General features: G+C 60.1%; 15 protein-coding genes. 5 read left to right on the forward strand and 10 right to left on the reverse strand.

The features are described from left to right. From xdhC to xdhA, 3 genes are read right to left on the reverse strand one after another with little or no spacing between them, the layout of a single operon-like run. Complete coding sequence (gene xdhC / locus ALP8811_RS01725; protein ID WP_108855472.1) at positions 1-957, reverse strand: xanthine dehydrogenase accessory protein XdhC; 957 nt, start codon at positions 955-957, stop codon at positions 1-3. Then, positions 947-3,223 (reverse strand): xanthine dehydrogenase molybdopterin binding subunit, encoded by a 2,277-nt coding sequence (gene xdhB, locus ALP8811_RS01730; protein ID WP_108855473.1) that lies wholly within the window; start codon positions 3,221-3,223, stop codon positions 947-949. The genes xdhC and xdhB overlap by 11 nt, the downstream gene beginning before the upstream one ends. Then, positions 3,220-4,581: a xanthine dehydrogenase small subunit gene (gene xdhA, locus ALP8811_RS01735; protein WP_108855474.1), complete on the reverse strand. Its 1,362-nt coding sequence runs from the start codon at positions 4,579-4,581 to the stop codon at positions 3,220-3,222. The genes xdhB and xdhA overlap by 4 nt, the downstream gene beginning before the upstream one ends. A 198-nt stretch (positions 4,582-4,779) precedes the next feature. Between xdhA and dnaE the strand changes: the two genes are divergently transcribed. Beyond that, positions 4,780-8,295, forward strand: a complete 3,516-nt coding sequence (gene dnaE / locus ALP8811_RS01740) for a DNA polymerase III subunit alpha (RefSeq protein ID WP_108855475.1) — start codon at positions 4,780-4,782, stop codon at positions 8,293-8,295. A 90-nt stretch (positions 8,296-8,385) separates the two neighbouring features. Here dnaE and ALP8811_RS01745 read toward each other — a convergent pair whose 3' ends face one another. Further along, positions 8,386-8,595 (reverse strand): SlyX family protein, encoded by a 210-nt coding sequence (locus ALP8811_RS01745; protein WP_245924505.1) that lies wholly within the window; start codon positions 8,593-8,595, stop codon positions 8,386-8,388. Positions 8,596-8,738: 143 nt separating this feature from the next. Between ALP8811_RS01745 and hisS the strand changes: the two genes are divergently transcribed. Genes hisS through hisG form a run of 3 tightly spaced genes read left to right on the forward strand, consistent with a single transcriptional unit; the run spans position 8,739 to position 12,011 of the window. Further along, a complete protein-coding gene (gene hisS, locus ALP8811_RS01750) occupies positions 8,739-10,226 on the forward strand; it encodes a histidine--tRNA ligase (protein ID WP_108855476.1) in 1,488 nt (495 codons plus the stop codon). Further along, positions 10,219-11,316: an ATP phosphoribosyltransferase regulatory subunit gene (locus ALP8811_RS01755; protein ID WP_108855477.1), complete on the forward strand. Its 1,098-nt coding sequence runs from the start codon at positions 10,219-10,221 to the stop codon at positions 11,314-11,316. Before hisS ends, ALP8811_RS01755 begins: the two co-directional genes overlap by 8 nt. Next, entirely contained in the window at positions 11,313-12,011 is a 699-nt protein-coding gene (hisG, locus tag ALP8811_RS01760) for an ATP phosphoribosyltransferase (RefSeq protein ID WP_108855478.1), read from the forward strand. Before ALP8811_RS01755 ends, hisG begins: the two co-directional genes overlap by 4 nt. Here the strand turns inward: hisG and ALP8811_RS01765 are convergent. The 3 genes from ALP8811_RS01765 to trpS form a co-directional block, all read right to left on the reverse strand. After that, the gene (locus tag ALP8811_RS01765) at positions 12,008-12,661 is read right to left on the reverse strand and encodes a TIGR02453 family protein (RefSeq protein ID WP_108855479.1); all 654 of its coding nucleotides are present in this window, start codon (positions 12,659-12,661) and stop codon (positions 12,008-12,010) included. The genes hisG and ALP8811_RS01765 overlap by 4 nt on opposite strands. Next, complete coding sequence (locus tag ALP8811_RS01770; protein ID WP_108855480.1) at positions 12,658-13,302, reverse strand: CDGSH iron-sulfur domain-containing protein; 645 nt, start codon at positions 13,300-13,302, stop codon at positions 12,658-12,660. Before ALP8811_RS01770 ends, ALP8811_RS01765 begins: the two co-directional genes overlap by 4 nt. A 140-nt stretch (positions 13,303-13,442) precedes the next feature. Beyond that, positions 13,443-14,468, reverse strand: a complete 1,026-nt coding sequence (gene trpS, locus ALP8811_RS01775) for a tryptophan--tRNA ligase (RefSeq protein ID WP_108855481.1) — start codon at positions 14,466-14,468, stop codon at positions 13,443-13,445. Positions 14,469-14,566: 98 nt separating this feature from the next. On the opposite strand from trpS, the gene ALP8811_RS01780 reads away from it, so the two are divergent. Continuing rightward, positions 14,567-15,253 carry a rhomboid family intramembrane serine protease gene (locus ALP8811_RS01780; RefSeq protein ID WP_108855482.1) on the forward strand — a complete coding sequence of 229 codons (687 nt, stop codon included), beginning with the start codon at positions 14,567-14,569 and terminating at the stop codon, positions 15,251-15,253. 99 nt (positions 15,254-15,352) lie between these two features. Here the strand turns inward: ALP8811_RS01780 and murJ are convergent, their stop codons facing one another. The 3 genes from murJ to ALP8811_RS01795 are packed head-to-tail and all read right to left on the reverse strand — an operon-like array spanning position 15,353 to position 20,833. Next, positions 15,353-16,891, reverse strand: a complete 1,539-nt coding sequence (gene murJ, locus ALP8811_RS01785) for a murein biosynthesis integral membrane protein MurJ (RefSeq protein WP_245924507.1) — start codon at positions 16,889-16,891, stop codon at positions 15,353-15,355. Then, entirely contained in the window at positions 16,891-19,674 is a 2,784-nt protein-coding gene (locus tag ALP8811_RS01790; protein ID WP_442319887.1) for a [protein-PII] uridylyltransferase, read from the reverse strand. The genes murJ and ALP8811_RS01790 overlap by 1 nt, the downstream gene beginning before the upstream one ends. After that, positions 19,661-20,833, reverse strand: a complete 1,173-nt coding sequence (locus ALP8811_RS01795; RefSeq protein ID WP_108855484.1) for a penicillin-binding protein activator — start codon at positions 20,831-20,833, stop codon at positions 19,661-19,663. Before ALP8811_RS01795 ends, ALP8811_RS01790 begins: the two co-directional genes overlap by 14 nt. Positions 20,834-20,863 lie beyond the last annotated feature (30 nt).

Here is a 20,863-nt window from a genome sequence, read left to right on the forward strand (position 1 = left end):
TCACTTAGCTAACACTCCCCTGTCGAGATTATTGTTATATGCGACGCTCTTAAGTAGCGCGGTCCCAACCCCCAGAGCAATGGCCTGAGGGTGTTTTCCCAAGCTGGGATCACCAATTGGGCAGTTGATTTGATCAATTTCTGTGCAGCCATGTCCCAAAGCAGCCAATCGTTTTCTGAAACGCGCCCATTTGGTGGCCGAGCCGATTACGCCGGCGCTTGCAAATGTATGCGAAAGAATCGCATGGCAGATCTCAAGATCCATCACGTGGCTATAGGTCAGCACAAGGTGATGGGCGTCGGTGGGCGCAAGGGCCACGGCCTTGGCCGGGTCGGGGGCAGGCAGGCAGGTGACGCCCTCGGGCACCTGATCCGGAAACCGCGAAAGGTCCACGTCGACCCAAGTGATCGCCAGATCGGGCAGAGGCGCGAGCGTTTGGACCAGCGCGCGTCCCACATGGCCTGCGCCATAGATCCAGATTGGGGTCTGCGGGCGGATGATGGGCTCGATCATCCAGCCTTGGGTCAGCGCAGGTTCCGGGGTCACGCCTTGATTTCGTTCATTCGCAATGACGCGGCTAACGGCGAGAGGCACATCCACTTCCCCCGTGGCTGAACGCGCGTGAATGGGCGCGCCTGACAGACGTTTCACGTCCTCGGCGCGGTAGATCTCGGTCACAAGCGTCACGGCACCGCCACAGCATTGCCCCAGCGCGGGGCCAAGGGGCAGGCGGGTCATACTGACAGCCTGTCCGCGTTCCAACTGCGCGCGCGCGTCGTGCGCCGCACGGTACTCCAGTTCGCCACCGCCAATCGTGCCGGATTGGCCGCCGTTCCAGACCAGCATCGCGGCACCGACCTCGCGCGGGGTCGAGCCCGCGGTGGCCGCCACAACGACGCGCACCACAGGACCGTGCGCCGCGATCGCGCGCTCAAGCTGGGGCAGATCAATCGCCATCGCGGACCCTTTCGACAGCGCCCAGAACCTCTTCGGCTGTTGCAGGTGCGTTCATGTCGTGGAACCCGTCGCCACAGGCGGCAACCGCGTCGGCCAGCGCAAGCCACGCCGAGATGCCCAGCATGAAAGGCGGCTCGCCCACTGCTTTCGAGCGGAAGATCGTGTCTTCGTGATTGGGCTGATCCCACAGGTCGACGTTGAACACGCGCGGACGGTCCGAGCAGGCCGGGATCTTGTAGGTCGATGGCGCATGGGTGCGCAGAACGCCTTTGTCGTCCCAGACGAGTTCTTCGGTTGTCAGCCAGCCGACGCCCTGCACGTATCCGCCTTCCACCTGCCCAATATCCAAGGCCGGGTTCAGGCTGGTGCCTGCATCATGCAGAATATCGGCCCGCAACACGCGGTTTTCGCCTGTCAGCGTGTCGATCACCACTTCGGTCAGGGCAACACCGTGGGCGAAATAGAAGAAGGGTCGCCCTTGTCCTTTGACACGGTCCCATGTGATCTCGGGTGTTTTGTAGAACCCGGTGGCCGACAAGCTGACCCGCGCCTCGTAGGCCGTCTTTGCAGCCTCTTGGAACGAAATACTTTGCGCCGGACCGTGTACCTGACCATCGGTGAATGTGATTTCTGCGGGCGTGCATTGCCAGATCTGGGCCATGTGCTCGGCCATACGATTGCGTATGGCTAGGCAGGCCTTCTGCACCGCCATCCCGTTCAGGTCCGAGCCCGATGACGCCGCCGTGGCCGAGGTGTTGGGCACTTTCCCTGTATCTGTCGCGGTGATCTTCACCAACTCCATTGGCACGCCAAAGCTGCGCGCGGCCACCTGTGCGACCTTCTGGAACAGGCCTTGCCCCATCTCGGTCCCGCCGTGGTTCATCTGGATCGAGCCGTCCTGATACACATGCACCAGCGCACCCGCTTGGTTCAGATGTGTCAGCGTGAAGCTGATCCCGAATTTCACGGGCGACAAGGCCAGGCCCTTCTTCAGCAGCGGGTTTTCCGCGTTGAAGGCCGCAATGTCGTCGCGGCGCTGAGCATAATCAGCCCGTTCCAGCAGCGCGTCGGTCATGGCAGGGATATGGAAGCCATTGATCTCTTGCCCGTAGTGGGTGGTTTGCCCGTCGCGGTAATAATTCACTCGCCGCACGTCTATCGGATCCAGCCCGCGCTCCTGCGCCACATGGTCCAAGATCCGCTCGATCCCGAAGACGCCCTGCGGGCCGCCGAATCCACGAAACGCGGTGGCGGATGCCGTGTTTGTCTTCAAACGGTGGCTTTCAATCCGCACATCCGGCAGGAAATAGGCGTTGTCCGCATGCAGCATTGCACGGTCTGCCACGGGCAGCGATAGATCCTGCGCCCATCCGCAGCGCGCAAGTTGTGTGAGGTCCAGCGCAACCAGCCGTCCGTCATCATCCACACCTGCGCGGTACGCGATGCGGAAATCATGCCGCTTGCCGGTGATGACCATGTCGTCATCGCGGTCGTATCGCATTTTGCAGGGACGTCCGGTTTGGCGCGCGGCAATCGCACAGGCCACGGCCAGCGCGTTGCCCTGGCTTTCCTTGCCGCCAAAGCCGCCCCCCATCCGGCGGGTCTCGACCCGCACAGCGTTCATGGGGGCTCCGATCGCATGGGCCACCTTATGTTGGATTTCTGTCGGGTGCTGGGTCGAACTGTGGACCAGCATGTCCCCGTCATCCTGCGGCACCGCCAGTGCGGCTTGTCCTTCCAGATAGAAATGTTCCTGCCCGCCCATTTCGAACTGGCCTTCGATGATATGAGGCGCGGTGTCCATCGCCCTGTTCGCATCGCCACGTGCCCAAATGACGGGTCCGTTTTCAAAGCGACTGCCTGCGGACATTGCATCGTCGATGGTCAGTATCGCCGGGCACGGGTCGATGGTGATCTGCCCCAACCGCGCGGCTTTGCGCGCGGCCAGATGGCTTGTGGCGACGACCAAAAAGATCGGTTGGCCGTGATAGAAGACCTCGCCCTGCGCCAGTAAAGGCTCATCATGGATGGACGGCGAGACGTCGTTTTCAAACGGCAGGTCAGCGGCGGTCAGTACGGCGACGACGCCGTCTGCCTCGCGGACTTTCGACAAATCCGCATGCGTGATTGCCCCGCGTGCGACGCCGCTTAAGCCGAACGCCAGATGTAGGCAATTCGCCGGCATCGGGATGTCATCTACATAGCGTGCGGCCCCGGTCACGTGCAGGGCGGCGGCGTCATGGGGCAGCGAGATTCCGGCGCTCATACCGACACCTCCAGCACCGAGGTCTTGGCCCCGGTATCCTCATGGAAGCAGCGGATCAGCATGTTCTGGCAGGTGCGCAACCGATAGTCCGCCGAGGCGCGCATGTCTGTCATCGGTGCATAGTCTTTGGAAAATTCTTGTGCAGCACTCTCAACCGCCGCCAATTCCCACGGTTGCCCGGTTAGTGCTTCTTCGACATGAGTGGCACGCTTGGGCGTTCCCGCCATGCCGCCGAACGCAATGCGTGCCGAGGCGACTTTGCCGCCTTCGATCACAATACTAAATGCGCCCAGCACGGCCGAGATGTCCTGATCGAACCGTTTCGACAGCTTGTAGACACGCAGATGATCCGGTCGGCGTGGGAGCGAGATTGCCTCGACAAATTCGCCCGGCTGCCGGTCCTGTTTGCCATAGTCGATGAAGAAGTCCTCAAGCGCGACCTGCCGTCTTACATCGCCGCGCCGCAAATGCAGCACTGCTTCCAGCGCGATCAGCGGCGGCGGCCCGTCCCCGATGGGCGAGCCATTGGCGATGTTCCCACCGATGGTGGCCACATTCCGCACTTGGGTCGAGGCAAACCGGCGCAGCATTTCGGCAAACTGCGGGTGGTGATCCTGCATCAGATGGCGCAGCGCCTCGATGCTGACGCCCGCACCGATATGGATATGGGTGTCGGTCACTTCGACCTGTTTCAGATCCGAAACGCCATTCAGGAAAATCGCCGGACGAATGTCGCGCAGGGCTTTGGTCGACCACAGGCCGACATCTGTCGCGCCAGCGACCAGAGTGGCGTGGGGATGCTTCATCAATGCTTGCGCCAACGCGTCCGAGCTTTGTGGATGCATCGGATCGTCGCTCGGCTCCGGCAATGAAGGTATCTGTGCAAATGCCTCGGGTGCAGGAGCCTCTGTTGCCCGTTCGGCCGCGCGGATAATGGGCGCATAACCGGTGCAGCGACATAGGTTTCCTGCCAACACATCATCATGTGCCCGATCACCGTTCAGATGCGCCGTGGCCAAAGATACCGCGATTCCCGGCGTGCAGAACCCGCATTGCGATCCGTGTTCTTCAACCAAGGCCTGTTGCACCGGATGCAAAGTGCCCGCGTCCGCCAGTGCCTCGACCGTGGTGACGGATTTCCCATCGAGCTGTCCCAGAAACAGGATGCAGGCATTCACCGCCCGCGCGCCATCCGCGTCGCGCAGCATAACGGTACAGGCGCCGCAATCGCCTTCGTTGCAGCCTTCTTTCGTACCCGTCAGGCCACGCGTGTCGCGCAGCCAGTTCAGCGTGGATTGCGTGGGGTCAACATCGCGCAGGGTCACGCTCTCTCCGTTCAGAAGAAAGGTGATGTTCATTGGATCGTCCAGCCGCCTTACCCTGTTGGTGGCCCCGATATCCGCGTCCTCGATGCGGCGTAGAAAACGCGCGGGTTTATATTTTTATTCACCACAGGAAAGCCGGGAACGGGGTTTAGGTCAAGCCCCGTGGCAAAAACTTGTCGGTCGGCGCCCGGTGCCCTTTCGTATGGTCGGGCGCTGGTCTAACTTGGCCGGATGAGCAGCCAACCCCGATTCATCCACCTTCGCACCCATACGCAATACTCGCTTCTGGAAGGGGCAGTTCCGGTCAAGAAATTGCCCGGTCTTTGTGCTGCGCATGACATGCCTGCTGTCGCCATGACCGACACGAATAACATGTTCGCTGCATTGGAGTTTTCCGTGACCGCCGCGGACGCAGGCGTGCAGCCGATCATCGGCTGTCAGGTGGATGTGTGCTTTGAGCCCCCTGCGCAGGGCGAGGCCCCAAAAGCCCCCGCTGCTGTGGTGCTTTTGGCCCAGACGGAGGAAGGCTACGAAGGGCTGATGCGCCTGAATACCTGCCTCTACGTGGACAAAAACGGCGCGCTGCCTCAGGTCACGCTGGAGGATTTGGAAGCCAATGCCGAGGGCGTGATTTGCCTGACCGGAGGGGCTGAAGGCCCGGTGGGTCAGTTCCTGCAAAACGGTCAGCGCGACAAAGCTGAGACCTTGATGCGTCGCCTGCATGCGGCTTTTGGCGACCGTCTGTATATCGAGCTTCAGCGCCATCCGGGCGAGGGTGGTCAGCCTACCGAGCCCGAGCGTCTGACCGAGCGTGGCTTTGTTGAAATGGCCTATGCGATGGGCATCCCGCTGGTCGCCACCAACGATGTCTACTTCCCAGCCCAAAAGCTTTATGAAGCCCATGATGCGCTGATTTGCATCAAGGAAGGCGCATATGTCGACCAGCAGGACGGCCGCCGCCGCCTGACCCCTCAGCACTATTTCAAATCGCCCGAAGAGATGATTGCGCTGTTCGCCGATCTTCCCGAGGCAATTGAAAACACGGTGGAAATTGCCAAGCGCTGCGCCTTTATGGCCTATCGCCGCGACCCGATCCTGCCAAAATTCGCTGATGACGAGGTCGCAGAATTGCGGCGACAGGCCGAGGCAGGTCTGGAATACCGCCTTTCGATGATCCCTCACGCCGTCAGCGTTGAGGAATACAAGAAACGGCTCGATTTCGAGCTGGGCATCATCGAAGGGATGGGCTTTCCGGGCTATTTCCTGATTGTGGCGGACTTCATTAAGTGGAGCAAAGACAAGGGCATCCCGGTGGGGCCGGGCCGTGGTTCGGGTGCGGGCAGCCTTGTTGCTTATGCCCTATTGATTACCGACCTTGATCCCCTGCGCTATTCGCTTCTGTTCGAACGCTTCCTGAACCCCGAACGTGTGTCGATGCCCGACTTCGACATCGACTTCTGCATGGATCGCCGCGAGGAAGTTATCCGTTACGTGCAAGAGAAGTACGGCCGCGACAAGGTCGGCCAGATCATCACCTTCGGTGCGCTGCTGTCGAAAGCCGCCGTGCGCGATGTGGGCCGGGTGCTGCAAATGCCGTACGGGCAGGTGGACCGCCTGTCCAAGATGATCCCGGTCGAGGGGGTGAAACCTGTCTCGATCGAGAAAGCCTTGGCGGATGAACCGCGTCTGCGCGAAGAAGCCCGCGCGGAAGAGGTCGTCGACCGTCTTCTGAAATATGGCCAGCAGCTTGAAGGTCTGCTGCGCAATGCCTCGACCCACGCCGCGGGCGTTGTGATTGGCGACCGTCCGCTGGACGCGCTGGTGCCGCTCTATCAAGATCCGCGCTCGGATATGCCCGCCACCCAGTTCAATATGAAATGGGTCGAGCAGGCGGGCCTCGTGAAGTTTGACTTTCTGGGTCTGAAAACCCTGACCGTCATTCAAAACGCTGTCGACTTGATCCGGGGGCAGGGGCGTGACCTCCATACGGGACCGAATGGTGATACGCTGTACGACCCCCCCGAGGGTGCGGTGAATGAAATCAACGCCATCCCTCTGGATGACGAACCGACCTATAAACTGTACGCCGCTGCGAAAACCGTCGCCGTGTTCCAGGTGGAAAGTACCGGCATGATGGATGCGCTTCGGCGCATGAAACCCACCTGTATCGAGGACATCGTGGCGCTGGTGGCGCTGTATCGTCCCGGCCCGATGGAGAACATCCCGACCTATTGCGAGGTCAAGAATGGGCTGAAAGAAATCGAATCCGTCCATCCCCTGATCGACCATATTCTTGAGGAAACTCAGGGTATTATCGTTTATCAGGAACAGGTTATGCAGATCGCGCAGGTCATGGCGGGTTACTCGCTTGGTGGCGCCGACCTGCTTCGCCGCGCGATGGGTAAGAAGATCAAAGAGGCGATGGACGCCGAGCGTCCCAAGTTCGAAAAGGGCGCTGCGGAAAATGGCGTACCTGCCAAGAAAGCGTCGGAAGTTTTCGACCTTCTGGAAAAGTTTGCGAACTATGGCTTCAACAAATCCCACGCCGCCGCCTATGCCGTGGTCAGCTATCAAACCGCGTGGCTGAAAGCGAACCATCCGGTCGAGTTCATGGCCGGCGTGATGAACTGCGATATTCATCTGACAGACAAGCTGGCGACCTACGCCAACGAGATCCGCCGTGGGATGGACATCGAGATTGTGCCGCCCTGTGTGAACCGCTCGCTTGAAACCTTCAGCGTGAAGGACGGCAAGGTCGTGTATGGTCTTGGCGCGCTAAAGAATGTCGGGATCGAGGCGATGAAGCTGGTGGTCGAGGGGCGCAAAGTGGACGGTGTCGACAAACCCTTCGCAACGCTCTTTGACGTCGCCCGTCGGGTCGATCTGAAACGTGTCGGAAAGCGCCCGATGGAGATGCTGGTCCGTGCAGGTGCCTTCGATCAGCTTGATAAAAACCGCCGCCGCATCTTCGACAGTCTTGATGGGCTGGTCAGCTATTCGGCGGCCATTCACGAACAACGCGCCTCAAATCAGGTGTCCTTGTTTGGCGAGGCGGGCGACGATTTGCCCGAACCGCGCCTGTCCCCTGTGGGTGACTGGCTGCCCAGCGAACGTCTGGCGGAAGAACAGAAAGCGATTGGTTTCTATCTGTCCGGCCACCCGCTGGATGACTATATGGCCGCGTTGAAACGCAAACAGGTTCTGTCTTTGCAAGAGCTTGAAAAGAAAGCCGAACGTGGCGCGATGGTGGCGAAGCTGGCAGGCACAGTTTCTGGCCGTCAGGAACGTAAATCCGCGCGCGGCAACCGATTTGCTTTTGCCCAGCTGACCGACCCGACCGGACAATACGAGGTCACGATCTTCTCGGACGTTCTAGAGAAATGCCGCGACCATCTGGAAACGGGCGCCAATGTCGTCGTCACAGTTGAAGCCACGATGGAAGCAGATCAGCTGAAACTTCTGGCCCGCTCAATCTCGCCCATCGACAATGTGGTGTCGGATGTGGGGGGGATGGCCCTGAAGCTCTACCTTGAAAACGCCTCGGCCTTGGCACAGGTGGCCTCGGTTCTGCAAAACGCGGCCGAGCAAGCCCGAAATGCCCGCCCGGGCGAAGTGTCTGTCTGCCTGATGGACCCCAGCTTGCCGGGCGAGGTCGAGATGACCCTTGGCCAGTCTTTCCCGCTGAACCCACAGATAAAAGGCGCGCTGAAATCGTTGAATGACGTGATCGATGTCGAAGAGGTCTAGCCTCCGACCTGAACCGGCGCAGAAGCTCATATCAGGTTGAGGTGGCCCCGCTGGCGCGCAGCGCGCGGCGTCAAAGAAGCTTAGTGAAGCTTAGTAGTGCGGCGGACGTTCGTCCCCCAAAACGACCCCGCCGGAATTGCCTTGTTCGCGTTCGGCCTCGCGCTCGGTCAGGATACGCACAAGATGCGACACGCGGGCAAGTTCCGCGTCCTGTTTGGTGACAACCTCGTTCAAGTCATCGACCACAAGGGTCAGATGCGCGATGGTTTCTTCAAGCTGGGTGATGCGATCTTCGGTCATGGCGGCGTGATAACCTGTCTATCAGACAAGACCCAGCGATTTTTGCGACATGCGGTAAATTGTGAAGAAACACAGGCTTTCCTTGCCCCCACCGCCCCCATCCGCTAGACCGCCCGCGACACCATTGTGAACCGGGACCAGACATGGCCAAGCAGAAAAAACAGCCCCGCCCCAAGGCAATCACGCCCAAGGGATTTCGCGACTATTTCGGAGCGGAAGTGGACGAGCGTAAACATATGCTCGACCAGATTGCGGCGGTGTATCATCGCTATGGCTTTGACGCGCTGGAAAGCTCGGCTGTGGAAACGGTCGAGGCGCTGGGCAAATTCCTGCCCGATGTGGATCGCCCGAACGAAGGCGTCTTCGCCTGGCAAGAGTTCGACGAGAAAGACAATGGCGACTGGATGGCCCTGCGCTATGACCTGACCGCGCCCTTGGCTCGCGTCTATGCGCAGCACCGCAACGATCTGCCGACGCCCTATCGTCGCTATGCGATGGGCCCCGTTTGGCGCAACGAAAAGCCCGGTCCGGGGCGTTTTCGTCAGTTCTATCAATGTGATGCGGACACGGTTGGTACGGCCTCGATGGCCGCAGATGCCGAGATTTGCGCCATGTTGGCCGACACGCTTGAAACCGTCGGCATTCCGCGCGGCGACTATTTGGTGCGGGTGAACAACCGCAAAGTCATGAACGGTGTGCTGGAAGTCATGGGCGTGGGTGAAGGCCCCGAACGTGAAGCCGTTCTGCGCACCATCGACAAGTTCGACAAAGTAGGCGAGGCCGGCGTGCGCGAGCTGTTGGGCAAGGGGCGACTGGATGCGTCCGGTGCTTACATCGACGGCGTAGGTCTGTCGGATGAACAAGCTGAACCGGTGATAGCGTTCCTGACTTCGAAAGGGGCGACGGCTGACGAGACCCTGACGAACCTGCGCGCCGCTGTTGGCGAAAGCGCCGTTGGTGCGGAAGGTATCGCCGAGCTGGAGCAGATCGCGGATCTTTTGGCCGCTCAGGGCTATGGCCCCGACCGGATCGAGATCGACCCGTCCGTCGTGCGCGGTCTTGGCTATTACACCGGCCCCGTCTTCGAGGCCGAGCTGACTTTCGAAATCCAAGACGAAAAAGGCCGTCCGCGCCAGTTCGGGTCCGTTGCTGGCGGTGGCCGCTATGACGATCTGGTCAAGCGCTTTACCGGGCAGGCCGTCCCGGCCACGGGCATTTCGATCGGTGTTGACCGTCTGCTGGCCGCGCTCCGCGCCAAGGGCCGGATGGGTGGCAAGGCCGTTGGCCCAGTCGTCGTCACCGTCATGGATAAATCGCGACTGGCGGATTACCAGTCGATGGTCACTGAACTGCGCCAGGCGGGCATTCGGGCCGAGGTCTATCTGGGCAACCCCAAAAACTTCGGCAACCAGCTGAAGTATGCGGACAAGCGCAACTCGCCCGTCGCAGTGATCGCCGGGTCAGATGAATTCGACGCGGGTAAAGTGCAGATCAAGGATCTGGTGTTGGGCGCAAAGATCGCCGAAAGCGCCACGCTTGAAGAATGGAAAGAACGCCCCAGCCAGTTCGAATGCGACCGCGCTGACATGGTCGCCAAAGTCCGCGAAATCATCGAGGCGTCTGATGACTGACAAGGCACAGATCCGGGCTGAAGCCGCCCGCCTGATGGCGTTCTTTGAAGCCAAGGGGGCCACTGCGGTCGAAGCGGACATTCTGCAACCTGCCGGCACGCTTCTGGACCTTTATGGGGAAGACATCCGGGGCCGCGCTTTCGTGACCCATGACCCGATCCGGGGTGAATCGATGCTGCGCCCTGACTTTACCGTGCCGGTCGTGCAAATGCACATGTCCGATGGTGCAGAACCCGCCCGTTATACCTATATGGGCGAGGTGTTCCGCGCCCAGGAAGAGGCCGCTCACCGTGCGTCCGAGAACTTTCAGGTTGGGTACGAGGTCTTTGACCGCGACGCCCCAATCGAAGCGGACGCCGAGGTGTTCGCCTTGATCCAAGACGCACTGTCGCCCCTGTCGCTGCGCGCAGCAACCGGCGATATGGGCCTACTTCTGGCGGCCGTGCGCGGATTGAAAACCACCGATCGCCGCAAGGCAGCCCTGCTGCGCCACATCTGGCGTCCACGCCGTTTCCGCGCGTTGCTGGACCGGTTCGCCGGACGCGCGCCTGTGCCCGAAGGGCGCGAGGCACTTTTGGCCAAAGAAGATCCCATGCAGGATGCGGGCCCTCAGATTGGTTTGCGCTCGGCGGCTGAAATCGCTGACCGTATCGCGGCTTTGCGCGAAGACGCTGCCGCTGCTCCGATCTCGACGCAGGAAGTCGAGCTGTTGGACGATCTTCTGGCCTTGCGCGAAACCACCGTAAACGTGCTGGAGCATCTGCGCGACATCGCCGTCGACATGCCTGCCATCGCGGATGCAGTGGACCGTCTGGAAGCCCGCGCCGAGGCTTTGGCCAAGCGCGGTGTGGACGTGACCAAGCTGGACTTCGAAGGCAGCTATGGCCGCACCTCGATGGAATATTATGACGGGTTCGTTTTTGGCTTCTACGCGGAAACCCGACCCGATCTGGCCCCGGTGGCTACTGGCGGGCGCTATGATGCGTTGACCCGTGTTCTTGGGCGCGCCAAGGGGCATGAAATCCCCGCCGTCGGCGGCGTCATCCGCCCCGAAATTGTGTTGGAACTGACCGCAGGGGGCGCAAAATGACCCTGAAGATTGGTGTGCCCTCGAAGGGCCGTCTGATGGAGAAGACCTTTGACTGGTTCGGCGCCCGTGGCGTGGAACTGGCCCGCACCGGATCGGACCGCGAATATGCAGCCGCGGTCAACGGAATTGACGGAATCGAGCTGGTCTTGCTGTCCGCAGGTGAAATCCCGCGCGAACTAGCGGCCGGTCGCATTCATCTGGGCGTAACAGGTTCGGATCTTGTGCGCGAAAAGCTGGGCAGCTGGCAGGACAAAGTGGCGGAACTGGCGCTGATGGGATTTGGCCACGCGGATCTGATCATCGCGGTGCCCAAATGCTGGGTTGATGTAAACACTCTGGATGATCTGGACGCAGCGGCCGCTGCCTTCCGCGCGCAGCACGGCTTCCGTCTGCGCATCGCCACCAAATTCCACCGTCTGATCCGCGATCACCTGCGCGATCACGGTGTGGCGGATTATCAGCTGGTGGATAGCCAAGGCGCGACTGAAGGCACCGTGAAGAACGAAACCGCCGAGGCCGTGGCCGACATTACCTCGACCGGGGAAACTCTGCGCGCCAACCACTTGAAGATCCTGGCGGGCAAACCCGTGCACAAATCGCAAGCCACCCTGTTCAAGTCGCGCAATGCGGATTGGAACGAGGCGACGCGCGCGACCCTTGCGGCATTGACCGGGAAACTGGGTCTTCAGTCTTAAACGGGTGCTCCCAAGGCCAGTTTCATCCAGCCGCGCAGCGGCTCCATGGGTTTCAGCTCGCTGGCGATAATGTCCGGCGCGTCCGGTCCCATGATCTCGTTCTGCGGGACGTGATCATTCCACCAAACGATCCCTTTGCGGCGCAAAAGCTCTCCGGAGGGATGATCCGCATCCCACGCCAATGGGATACGTTTCAGCTCGGGGTCCGAGATGCGCAGCCCTGCCGATACTGCATGCGCGTTCAACTCCAGCAGTATCTCGCCCTGTGGTCCCGCCACGGTCTCGCGCCAATGATCCAGCGCTTCGTGTTCGAAGGCGAATATTCCGTACCCCACCACAAGGTGATCGGTCTGCAATCCCACCATCCAGCTGGCCCCGGTTTGCGCATCCGCAATGCCGATGTGAATGTGTGTGTTGTAGGGTGTTTTGTCTTTTGAGAACCGCAGATCGCGATGCATCCGAAAGATGCGTGACTTCACGTCTGTTGCATAAGTGGCCGCAAGCCTTTGGTTCAACGCATTGGTAAAGTGTGCGGTGGCGTCTTTGACATGAGCCTCATATCGCGGCTTGTTTACCTGAAACCAATCGCGGCTGTTGTTGTCAGATAGGTCGCGAAGAAACGACAGAGTCTCGTCGCTGAACCAGGTCATGACGCCGGATCGACCGGATCAGAAAATCCCGCCGCCTTGTGACTGCCATCGCAGAAGGGCTTGTTTTTCGATGACCCGCAACGGCACAGAAATGCCTTGCCGACGGTTCCGATCCGTCGCCCGGTTCCAGAACAGACTTCAAGATTTCCATCCACCACAATCGGTCCATCAGGACGGCGCGAAACCTCCGCCGGACCGCCTGCATCCTCGGTTTCCGAGGGCGTGGTCGGGGTGGGCTCTCCGGTGGCCTCAAACCCGCCTTCCACATGGCTGTAGTCGCAATAAGGTTTGTTCTTCGATAGCCCACAGCGACAAAGCGCAACGCGGGTTTCGCGGTCGTCGCCTTCGACGCAGACATCGCCCGCCAGAACCAATGGTCCGTTTTCCAGAACCGCCAACCGATTGATCTTCGGCGCGCGCTCTTCCACGCCCGAGTTGCGCCGAAACGCCAAAGCCCCCGACGGGCAGGTGCGGATCATCGCGGCCACTTCCTCGGCGCTGGCATTGTCGGGCTGCACCCATGGCCGCTTCGATGGGTCAAACACCTCGGGCAACTGAAGGAAGCAATTACGCGCGTGGATGCAGCGCTTCAGGTCAAAGGTGACCGTAATGTCTTCACCGGTGTACTCTTTACGTTTCATAGCTGGCTCCTTGGCTGACCAAGTTCAGCCTAGCCCAGCCTCGCAAAAACACAAAATCACGAAAAAAGGCGCCCACGATCGGGCGCCTCTCATTTTCTTACTAAAAGTATCCCGGGGTCCGGGGCTGGCCCCGGTCCGACTTAGCGCTTACGCGAACGCAGGAAGCCTGTGATGTCATAGGCGCGATCCAGAATGGGCTGGGCAATCGCCTCGGCCTTGTCGGCGCCTTCGCCCAGAATGCGGTCGATCTCGGCTTTGTCGTTCATCAGGCGCGACATCTCTTCCGAGATCGGTGCCAGCTTCTCGACTGCCAGATCCGCAAGTGCAGGCTTGAAACGGCCCCAGCCAGCGCCTGCGTATTCCGTGATTACCTGTTCGTTTGTCAGACCTGACAGACCCGCATAAATGTCCACTAGGTTCTTTGCCTCGGGGCGATCCTTCAGACCTTCCAGCGTCTCGGGCAGAGGCTCTGGATCGGTCTTTGCCTTCTTGAACTTCTTGGCGATCTTGTCGGCATCATCGGTCATGTTGATGCGTTCCATGTCGCTTTCACCCGATTTCGACATCTTCTTGGTACCGTCACGCAGGTTCATCACGCGGGTCGCCGGGCCTTCGATGATCGGCTCGGGCTGCGGGAAGAAACCTTCGGCCTTGAAGTCGTGGTTGAACTTCGCGGCGATGTCGCGCGTCAGTTCCACATGCTGCTTCTGATCCTCGCCCACAGGCACGTGGGTCGCGTGATAGAGCAGAATGTCAGCGGCCATCAGCGACGGGTAAGCATAAAGCCCAAGCGAGCTTTGCTCGGCATTCTTGCCAGCCTTGTCTTTGAACTGGGTCATCCGGTTCATCCAACCTACGCGCGCCACGCAATTGAACAGCCACGCGAGTTCGGCATGTGCAGGAACTTGGCTTTGGTTGAACAGGATCGACTGGCTGGGATCAATGCCCGCGGCCAGGAACCCGGCGGCCACTTCGCGGGTCGCGTCGGTCAGCTCTTTCGGGTCTTGCCAGACGGTGATGGCATGCAGGTCGACGACGCAGTAAACCGTCTCGAAATCCTGTGCCTGCATGTCCACGAAACGCTTGATGGCGCCAAGGTAGTTGCCCAGCGTCAGCCCGCCCGAGGGTTTGATCCCCGAAAATACGCGCGGCGTGTGATTGGTCATGTGTTTACTCCGTCTGGAATTCTGTGCCCATGTCGATTACCTAGCTGGGCAGACAGCGTCAAGGAAAGCCCGTCGACAAGACGGCGAAGGAGCAGTGCATGACCCATCCGCATGATGAAAGTCCCGTCAACCCTCTGCCACCAGTGGTTATTGCCCTTTCGGTATTTCTCGTCGGGATCGAGCTGGTGTTCTGGGTCGGAAGCAAAGGGCTGATCGGCGGGCCCGAGGCCGCAGGCTGGCGCATTGCCACGATCGAGAACTGGGGCTTTCGCGAACCGCTTTTCGCGTGGATGGTTGAAAACGGACGCTTCCCCTTGAAGGACATGGCGCGGTTTTTCACCTATCCGTTCCTGCATATCAGCTTCACCCATCTTCTGTTCGTGCTCGTCTTCCTTCTGGCACTTGGAAAAATGGTGGGCGAGGTCTTTTCGACCTTTGCCTTTCTGGTGGTCTTCTTCGGCTCGGCCATTGTCGGCGCGTTGGTCTATTGGCTGGTTTGGGACACGGGCGTCGTGCTGTTCGGAGGCTATCCGGCGGTCTATGGCCTGATCGGAGCCTACACGTTCATCCTGTGGGCGGAGCTGGGTGCAACTGGTGGTAACCAGCTGTCTGCCTTCCGGATCATCGCGTTTCTTCTTGGCATTCAGCTGATCTTCAGCCTGCTGTTTGGGGCAGGGCTGAACTGGGTCAGTGAGGTTTCGGGCTTTGTCGCGGGCTTCGGGCTGAGCTTTCTGGTCAGCCCGGGCGGCTGGTCGCGCGTGGTGCAGCGGTTGCGTCAGCGGTAGAGGCTTTCGGCGGCTCATTTCATGAGCCTTAAGGGGCCTTGCCCCTCAGCGCTGCGCGCTTCACCCCAAGATACTTGAGACAAGAAAACGCGTGCGGGGTTAGCCTCGGCGGAAGGCGGACTTGATTTCCGACATGTGGAACGCGCCGAGCATTTGTCCGGCCAGCCCGTAGATTGCGATCCCGCCCAGAACAAGCACGGCAAGTGCCGCGATTTTGACGCCCGAGATGGCGAAGAGCGGGGCCATGATGAAGGCCATCGCCACAAGGGCGGCACCCATGACGGCGCTCGCGGCGATGATGCGCCAAAGGCGTGACCAGAAGCGCGCGTCAAAGCGGGTTTCCTCGCCCATGCGGACAGCGCCGATCCATGTCAGTGTGGTGATGGTCCAGCCTGCCAGCGTTGTCCCAATCGCAGCAGCGATGAAGCCCAGATGGTAGCTTAGGCCGATGGCAATGGCTGCGTTTACCACCATGCCAACAAGGGCGAAATGGAAGGGGGCTTTGGTGTTTTCACGGGCGAAATACACAGATGAGAGCACTTTTTGCAACACGAAGGCTGGCAGGCCCGCGCCGTAGATTGCCGTGGCCAGTGCGGTCCATTTCGCATCATCGATTGTAAACGCGCCACGTTGGAAAAGCACTTCGATCAGCGGGAGCGGGATCACCACCAGCGCGACTGCGGCGGGGATGGTCAGGGCCAGCGACATCTCGCCCGCGCGGCTGAGTGCATCGCGGCTGGCGGCCATGTCGCCTGCGCGCAGGTTGCGCGACAGTTCGGGCAGAAGCACGATGCCGATGGCGATGCCGACCACGCCCAATGGCAGTTGATAGAGGCGATCCGCATAGTAAAGCCACGCCACGGCGCCCTCAAAGAAGCTAGCAACCTGACGGCCCACCAGAAGATTGATCTGGGTCACACCTCCCGCCAGTGCAGCAGGGGCTGCGATGATGGCGAGCCGTTTCAATTCGGGCGTCATATGCGGCATACGCGGGATCAGGCGATATCCAGCTCGGCTGGCAGCGATCCAGACCAGAACCACCTGCGCAATACCGGCGACAGGCACGGTCCATGTCATGGCCAAGCCGATGTCGCCACCCATCAGGTCAGCGATCAGCATGGCGGCGATGAAAATCACGTTCAAAAGCACCGGGGCGGCGGCAGCGGCCATGAAGCGTCCGGTGGCATTCAGAACGCCTGACAGAAGTGCGGCCAGCGAGATGAACAGGATATAGGGGAAGGCGATCCGTCCATAGGTGACGGCCAGATCAAAGCGATTGTCTTCGGTAAAGCCGGACGCCATGGCATAAACCAGCGCGGGCATGAAGATCTGTGCGATGATCGAGAAGATCACAAGGATGAATGCGAGCCCCGCAAACGCATCGCGCGCGAATTCCAGCGCACCGTCTCCGCTCTCGTGTTTCTTGGCGAACATTGGCACAAAGGCCACGTTCAGCGTTCCTTCCGCAAAGAAGCGGCGGAACATATTGGGCAGGGAAAAGGCGATCAGGAATGCCTCGGCCACGGCAGAGGATCCAAGGAACGCGCCGATCATAATGTCGCGCACGAACCCAAGGATGCGGCTGGCCATGGTCCAGCCCCCGACGGTCATGAAGCCCCTGGCCAATCGTGATGCCATTATGTGGTCGCCCTTTCCACGCCCTTTTCGATTGCCGTGCGCAGCTTGTTTGCCAGCAGATCCTGCTTGTGCTCGGCATAGAATTTCAGGCCAAACATATCCTTGACGTAAAAGCTGTCGACCACCTGTTCGCCATAGGTCGCAATCACAGCGGACGCAATATAGACATTCGCGTCGGCCAACGTGCGCGTCAGGTCATAAAGAAGGCCTGGACGGTCGCGGGTGTCGACTTCGATGATCGTATAGATCTCGGACCCTTCATTGTCGAAGGTGATCGTGGTGGGCACCTTGAAAGCGCGTTCGCGTTTCTTGATCTTGTCGCGTCCGGCAATGGCATCTCGCGCGACGACTTCGCCCTTCAGGATTTTGTGGGTCATCTGGGTCAGGCGTTTTTGCTTGGCCACGTCAAACGGACTGCCATCTGCGTCCTGTACCCAGAAACACGCCGTCGCATAGCCGTCCTTCGACGTATAGGTACGTGCATCCACGATGTTGGCCCCAACCGACGTCAGTGCGCCCGCAAGGCGCGAGAAGATGCCGGGGTGGTCGGCCAACACAAAATAGACACGTGTGACGTCGCGGTCCTGATCCGGTTCCAGTTCAATCCGGACTTCGTTGTCCTGAATGTCGCGCAGAAGCCGTGCAAAGACCGCGTGGGCCGAGACATGAAGCCCCTGCCAATAGGCATCATAGTGCCGGGCGGTTTCGGTCTTCAGATTCTTGGGTGTCCAGTCTGCCAGCTCTTTGCGCAAGGCGCGCTTGCTGTCAGCCCCACGGCTTTCGCGGTTCAGGGCCTCGGTTCCGTCTTCCAAGACCCGGCGCGTTTGGTTGTAAAGCGTGCGGATCAGCGTGGCTTTCCAGTTGTTCCACGTGTCCGGTCCGACGCCGCGAATGTCACAGACGGTTAGGACCGTCAGCAGATCCAAACGCCGGACAGACCGCACCGCCTTGGCAAAATCCTGCACGGTGCGCGGGTCAGAGATGTCACGTTTCTGCGCCATATCAGACATCAGCAGGTGATAGCGCACCAGCCATTCGACCGTCTCGCATTCCTTCGCGGTCAGCCCCAGCCGGGGGGCGACTTTGCGGGCAATTTTCGCCCCAAGAACCGAGTGATCCTGCGGCCGCCCTTTGCCAATATCATGCAAGAGCATTGCCACCATCAGGGTTTTGCGATTGATCCCTTTGCTGATGATCTCCGAGCTGATCGGAAGCTCAACTTCCAGCTCGTGCCGTTCGATCTGTGCGAAGTTCGAGATCACCTGGATCGTGTGTTCGTCCACCGTGTACGAGTGGTACATGTTGAACTGCATCATCGCCACGATGGGCTCGAATTCAGGGATGAAGGCGGACAAGACGCCCAGCTCGTTCATTCGGCGCAGAGCGCGTTCCGGGTTGCCGTGTTTCAACAGCAGATCAAGGAAGATGCGGATGGCTTCCTTGTTTTCGCGCACCTCGTCGTCGATCAGATGCAGATTATGCGAAACCAATCGCATGGCATGGGGATGGATCAACATGCCCGTGCGCAGACCTTCTTCGAAGATGCGCAAGAGGTTCAGCTTGTCGGACAGGAACGCGGTCTCGTCCGGGACATCAAGGCGGCCCTGTTGCTCCACGAAGCCATGCTTCAGTTTGCGGCGACGTTTCAAAAGGCGCATCAGGCGCGGCACTTGCTTTAGATGCTGTGCTTCCAATGCCGTCAACACGATCCGCGTCAGGTCGCCCACCTGCGTGGCGTGGCGGAAAAAGACCTGCATGAAATGCTCGACCGCGCGACGGCCTTCAGTGTCCTTGAAGCCCAAGCGGTCTGCGACCTCGACTTGAAGGTCAAACGACAGCTGGTCCGAGGGGCGATTGGTCAAAAGGTGCAACTGGCAGCGCACAGCCCACAGGAAGCTTTCGGCGTCGCGGAAGGTTTCGAACTCGTCCTCGGTGAAGACACCTTTGGACACAAGTTCCGAGGGATGCGCCACACGGTGCTGGTACTTTGCGACCCAAAAGAGCGTCTGAAGGTCACGCAGACCGCCCTTACCCTCTTTCACATTGGGCTCGACCACATAGCGCTGCCCCTGTTTGATATGGCGCGTGTCACGCTCGGCCAGCTTGGCTTCGATGAACTCTGCCAAAGTGCCGTCGAACAGATCTGCCCACAGGCGATCATCCAGTTCGTGGGCCAGTTCGGCGTCACCGCAAACGGGGCGTTGCTCCAGCAGGGCGGTGCGGATGGTGTAATCCTCGCGCCCCAATCGCAGACAGTCGTCGATCGTGCGCGAGGCATGGCCCACCTTCAGCCGCAGATCCCACAGCATATAAAGCATGCTTTCAATGACGCTTTCCGCCCAAGCGGTGATTTTGTAGGGCGTCAGAAACAGCAAATCCACATCGGATTGCGGGGCCATTTCTCCGCGTCCATAGCCGCCCACCGCGATCACGGCGATCCTCTCGGAGGTGGTGGGGACGGGCAGGGGGTGCAGGCGTTCGGTCGCGACCCGATGCACGCAGCGCACCACGCAATCGGTCAGATGGCTATAGGCGGCAATGGCGGGGTGGGCGTCAAGCGGGGCTTGCGACAGAGCGTCGGCGATTTTTGCACGGCCCGATTTCATGGCGCCGCGCAGCTCAGTGACGGTCAGCTTGCGGATGGCTGCGGCATCCTTGGCATCTTCAAACGCCAGCTCAAGCCGCTGCCAAAGGGCCTGTTCATCGAGAATTTCTTCGGCAGGGCAAACAAGCTGCCCCACCAATTGATCCGGCTCAGGCCGGTCGACCTTAGAATCCGGCACCGGCAAAGCTTCTGGGTGCGGGGTCGATGATCACGACCTGACCGTTCTGGATCTGAGCGATGGCTAGGCCACGCTCGTTCGTGCCATTGCCGCGCAGGCGGAAGATGCCGTTTACACCCACAAAGCCCTGTGGCTGTGTCAGTGCGGTGGTGGTCAATGCGTTGGCTTTGCCGGCTTTAACCAGCGCGCCGATGGCGGCGATGCCATCATAGGCCAGCCCCGAAATCGGATGCGGTGTGGCGCCATATTTGGCATGATAGCGACCCGAGAAACGGCTGCTCAGTGCTGGGTCCGGGATAGCGAACCAACCGCCTTGCAAGCCAGGCAGCGACAGAGCGTTGGCCGGGATGTCCCAGCGTTGCAGGCCGATATACTGCGTGCTGGCAGGATCAACGCCGTTTTCCGGCATCAGACCCGCCAAGAAGGGCAGCGCGCCCGACGTGCCCGAGGTCAGGAAGACCGACTGGGCACCCGAGCTGCGCACTTGCGAGCTGATGCCCGGCAGGGCGTTCACGATACCATTTTGTGACAGCTCAAATGTAGATGTCCCCGCCAGCGTGGCGCCAGAATTCTGGATGGCAGCTTCGATCGCTGCGCGCCCCTGCACCTCGGCCTGATCATTTCCGTTCAGGATCATGATGTGGCCCTTGCCCTGACGTGTGGCATAGCGTGTCAGGCGGTCGGCGGTATTTTGAAACGTGTTGCCCAGAATGAAAACGTTGCCGCCCGCGATGCTGGGATTGTTCGAGAAGCTCAGCACATTCACGTTACGGCGGGACACGGCGATCCCGGCAGCATTGGCGCTTTGCGCAAAGACCGGGCCAAGGATGATTTTCGCGCCATCATTCACCGCCTTCGTCGCCATCGAGGCCGCCTGATTCGCATTGCCGGCGGTGCTATAGACACGTAGGTCGATTGTGACCCCCGACAATTCTGACATGGCCAGACGGGCAGCGTTTTCCAGCGATTGCGCAAGGCTTGCGTCATTGGCCGATCCCGATCCCGACGGTACCAGAAGGGCAACGGGTACGGGCTTCGAGGTGTTGATGTTCTGCCCCACTTGCGATCCGGTGGGGGTACATGCAACGAGGGCGGAAAGAGACGCAACGATGGTAAGGGCACCCAGCGCCTTGCGGGTGCGTGAGAAAACGGCAAACATACAATATCCTTTCCCGGGCGAGGCAGAACG

Source organism: Aliiroseovarius pelagivivens, from assembly GCF_900302485.1.
GTDB classification, from domain to species: Bacteria; Pseudomonadota; Alphaproteobacteria; order Rhodobacterales; family Rhodobacteraceae; genus Aliiroseovarius; species Aliiroseovarius pelagivivens.

What these genes read in the sequence shown, in the direction of transcription:
- xdhC (WP_108855472.1), bottom strand. Translation starts at nt 957, where the DNA reads ATGGCGATTGATCTGCCCCAGCTTGAGCGCGCGATCGCGGCGCACGGT.
- xdhB (WP_108855473.1), bottom strand. Translation starts at nt 3,223, where the DNA reads ATGAGCGCCGGAATCTCGCTGCCCCATGACGCCGCCGCCCTGCACGTG.
- xdhA (WP_108855474.1), bottom strand. Translation starts at nt 4,581, where the DNA reads ATGAACATCACCTTTCTTCTGAACGGAGAGAGCGTGACCCTGCGCGAT.
- dnaE (WP_108855475.1), top strand. Translation starts at nt 4,780, where the DNA reads ATGAGCAGCCAACCCCGATTCATCCACCTTCGCACCCATACGCAATAC.
- ALP8811_RS01745 (WP_245924505.1), bottom strand. Translation starts at nt 8,595, where the DNA reads ATGACCGAAGATCGCATCACCCAGCTTGAAGAAACCATCGCGCATCTG.
- hisS (WP_108855476.1), top strand. Translation starts at nt 8,739, where the DNA reads ATGGCCAAGCAGAAAAAACAGCCCCGCCCCAAGGCAATCACGCCCAAG.
- ALP8811_RS01755 (WP_108855477.1), top strand. Translation starts at nt 10,219, where the DNA reads ATGACTGACAAGGCACAGATCCGGGCTGAAGCCGCCCGCCTGATGGCG.
- hisG (WP_108855478.1), top strand. Translation starts at nt 11,313, where the DNA reads ATGACCCTGAAGATTGGTGTGCCCTCGAAGGGCCGTCTGATGGAGAAG.
- ALP8811_RS01765 (WP_108855479.1), bottom strand. Translation starts at nt 12,661, where the DNA reads ATGACCTGGTTCAGCGACGAGACTCTGTCGTTTCTTCGCGACCTATCT.
- ALP8811_RS01770 (WP_108855480.1), bottom strand. Translation starts at nt 13,302, where the DNA reads ATGAAACGTAAAGAGTACACCGGTGAAGACATTACGGTCACCTTTGAC.
- trpS (WP_108855481.1), bottom strand. Translation starts at nt 14,468, where the DNA reads ATGACCAATCACACGCCGCGCGTATTTTCGGGGATCAAACCCTCGGGC.
- ALP8811_RS01780 (WP_108855482.1), top strand. Translation starts at nt 14,567, where the DNA reads ATGACCCATCCGCATGATGAAAGTCCCGTCAACCCTCTGCCACCAGTG.
- murJ (WP_245924507.1), bottom strand. Translation starts at nt 16,891, where the DNA reads ATGGCATCACGATTGGCCAGGGGCTTCATGACCGTCGGGGGCTGGACC.
- ALP8811_RS01795 (WP_108855484.1), bottom strand. Translation starts at nt 20,833, where the DNA reads ATGTTTGCCGTTTTCTCACGCACCCGCAAGGCGCTGGGTGCCCTTACC.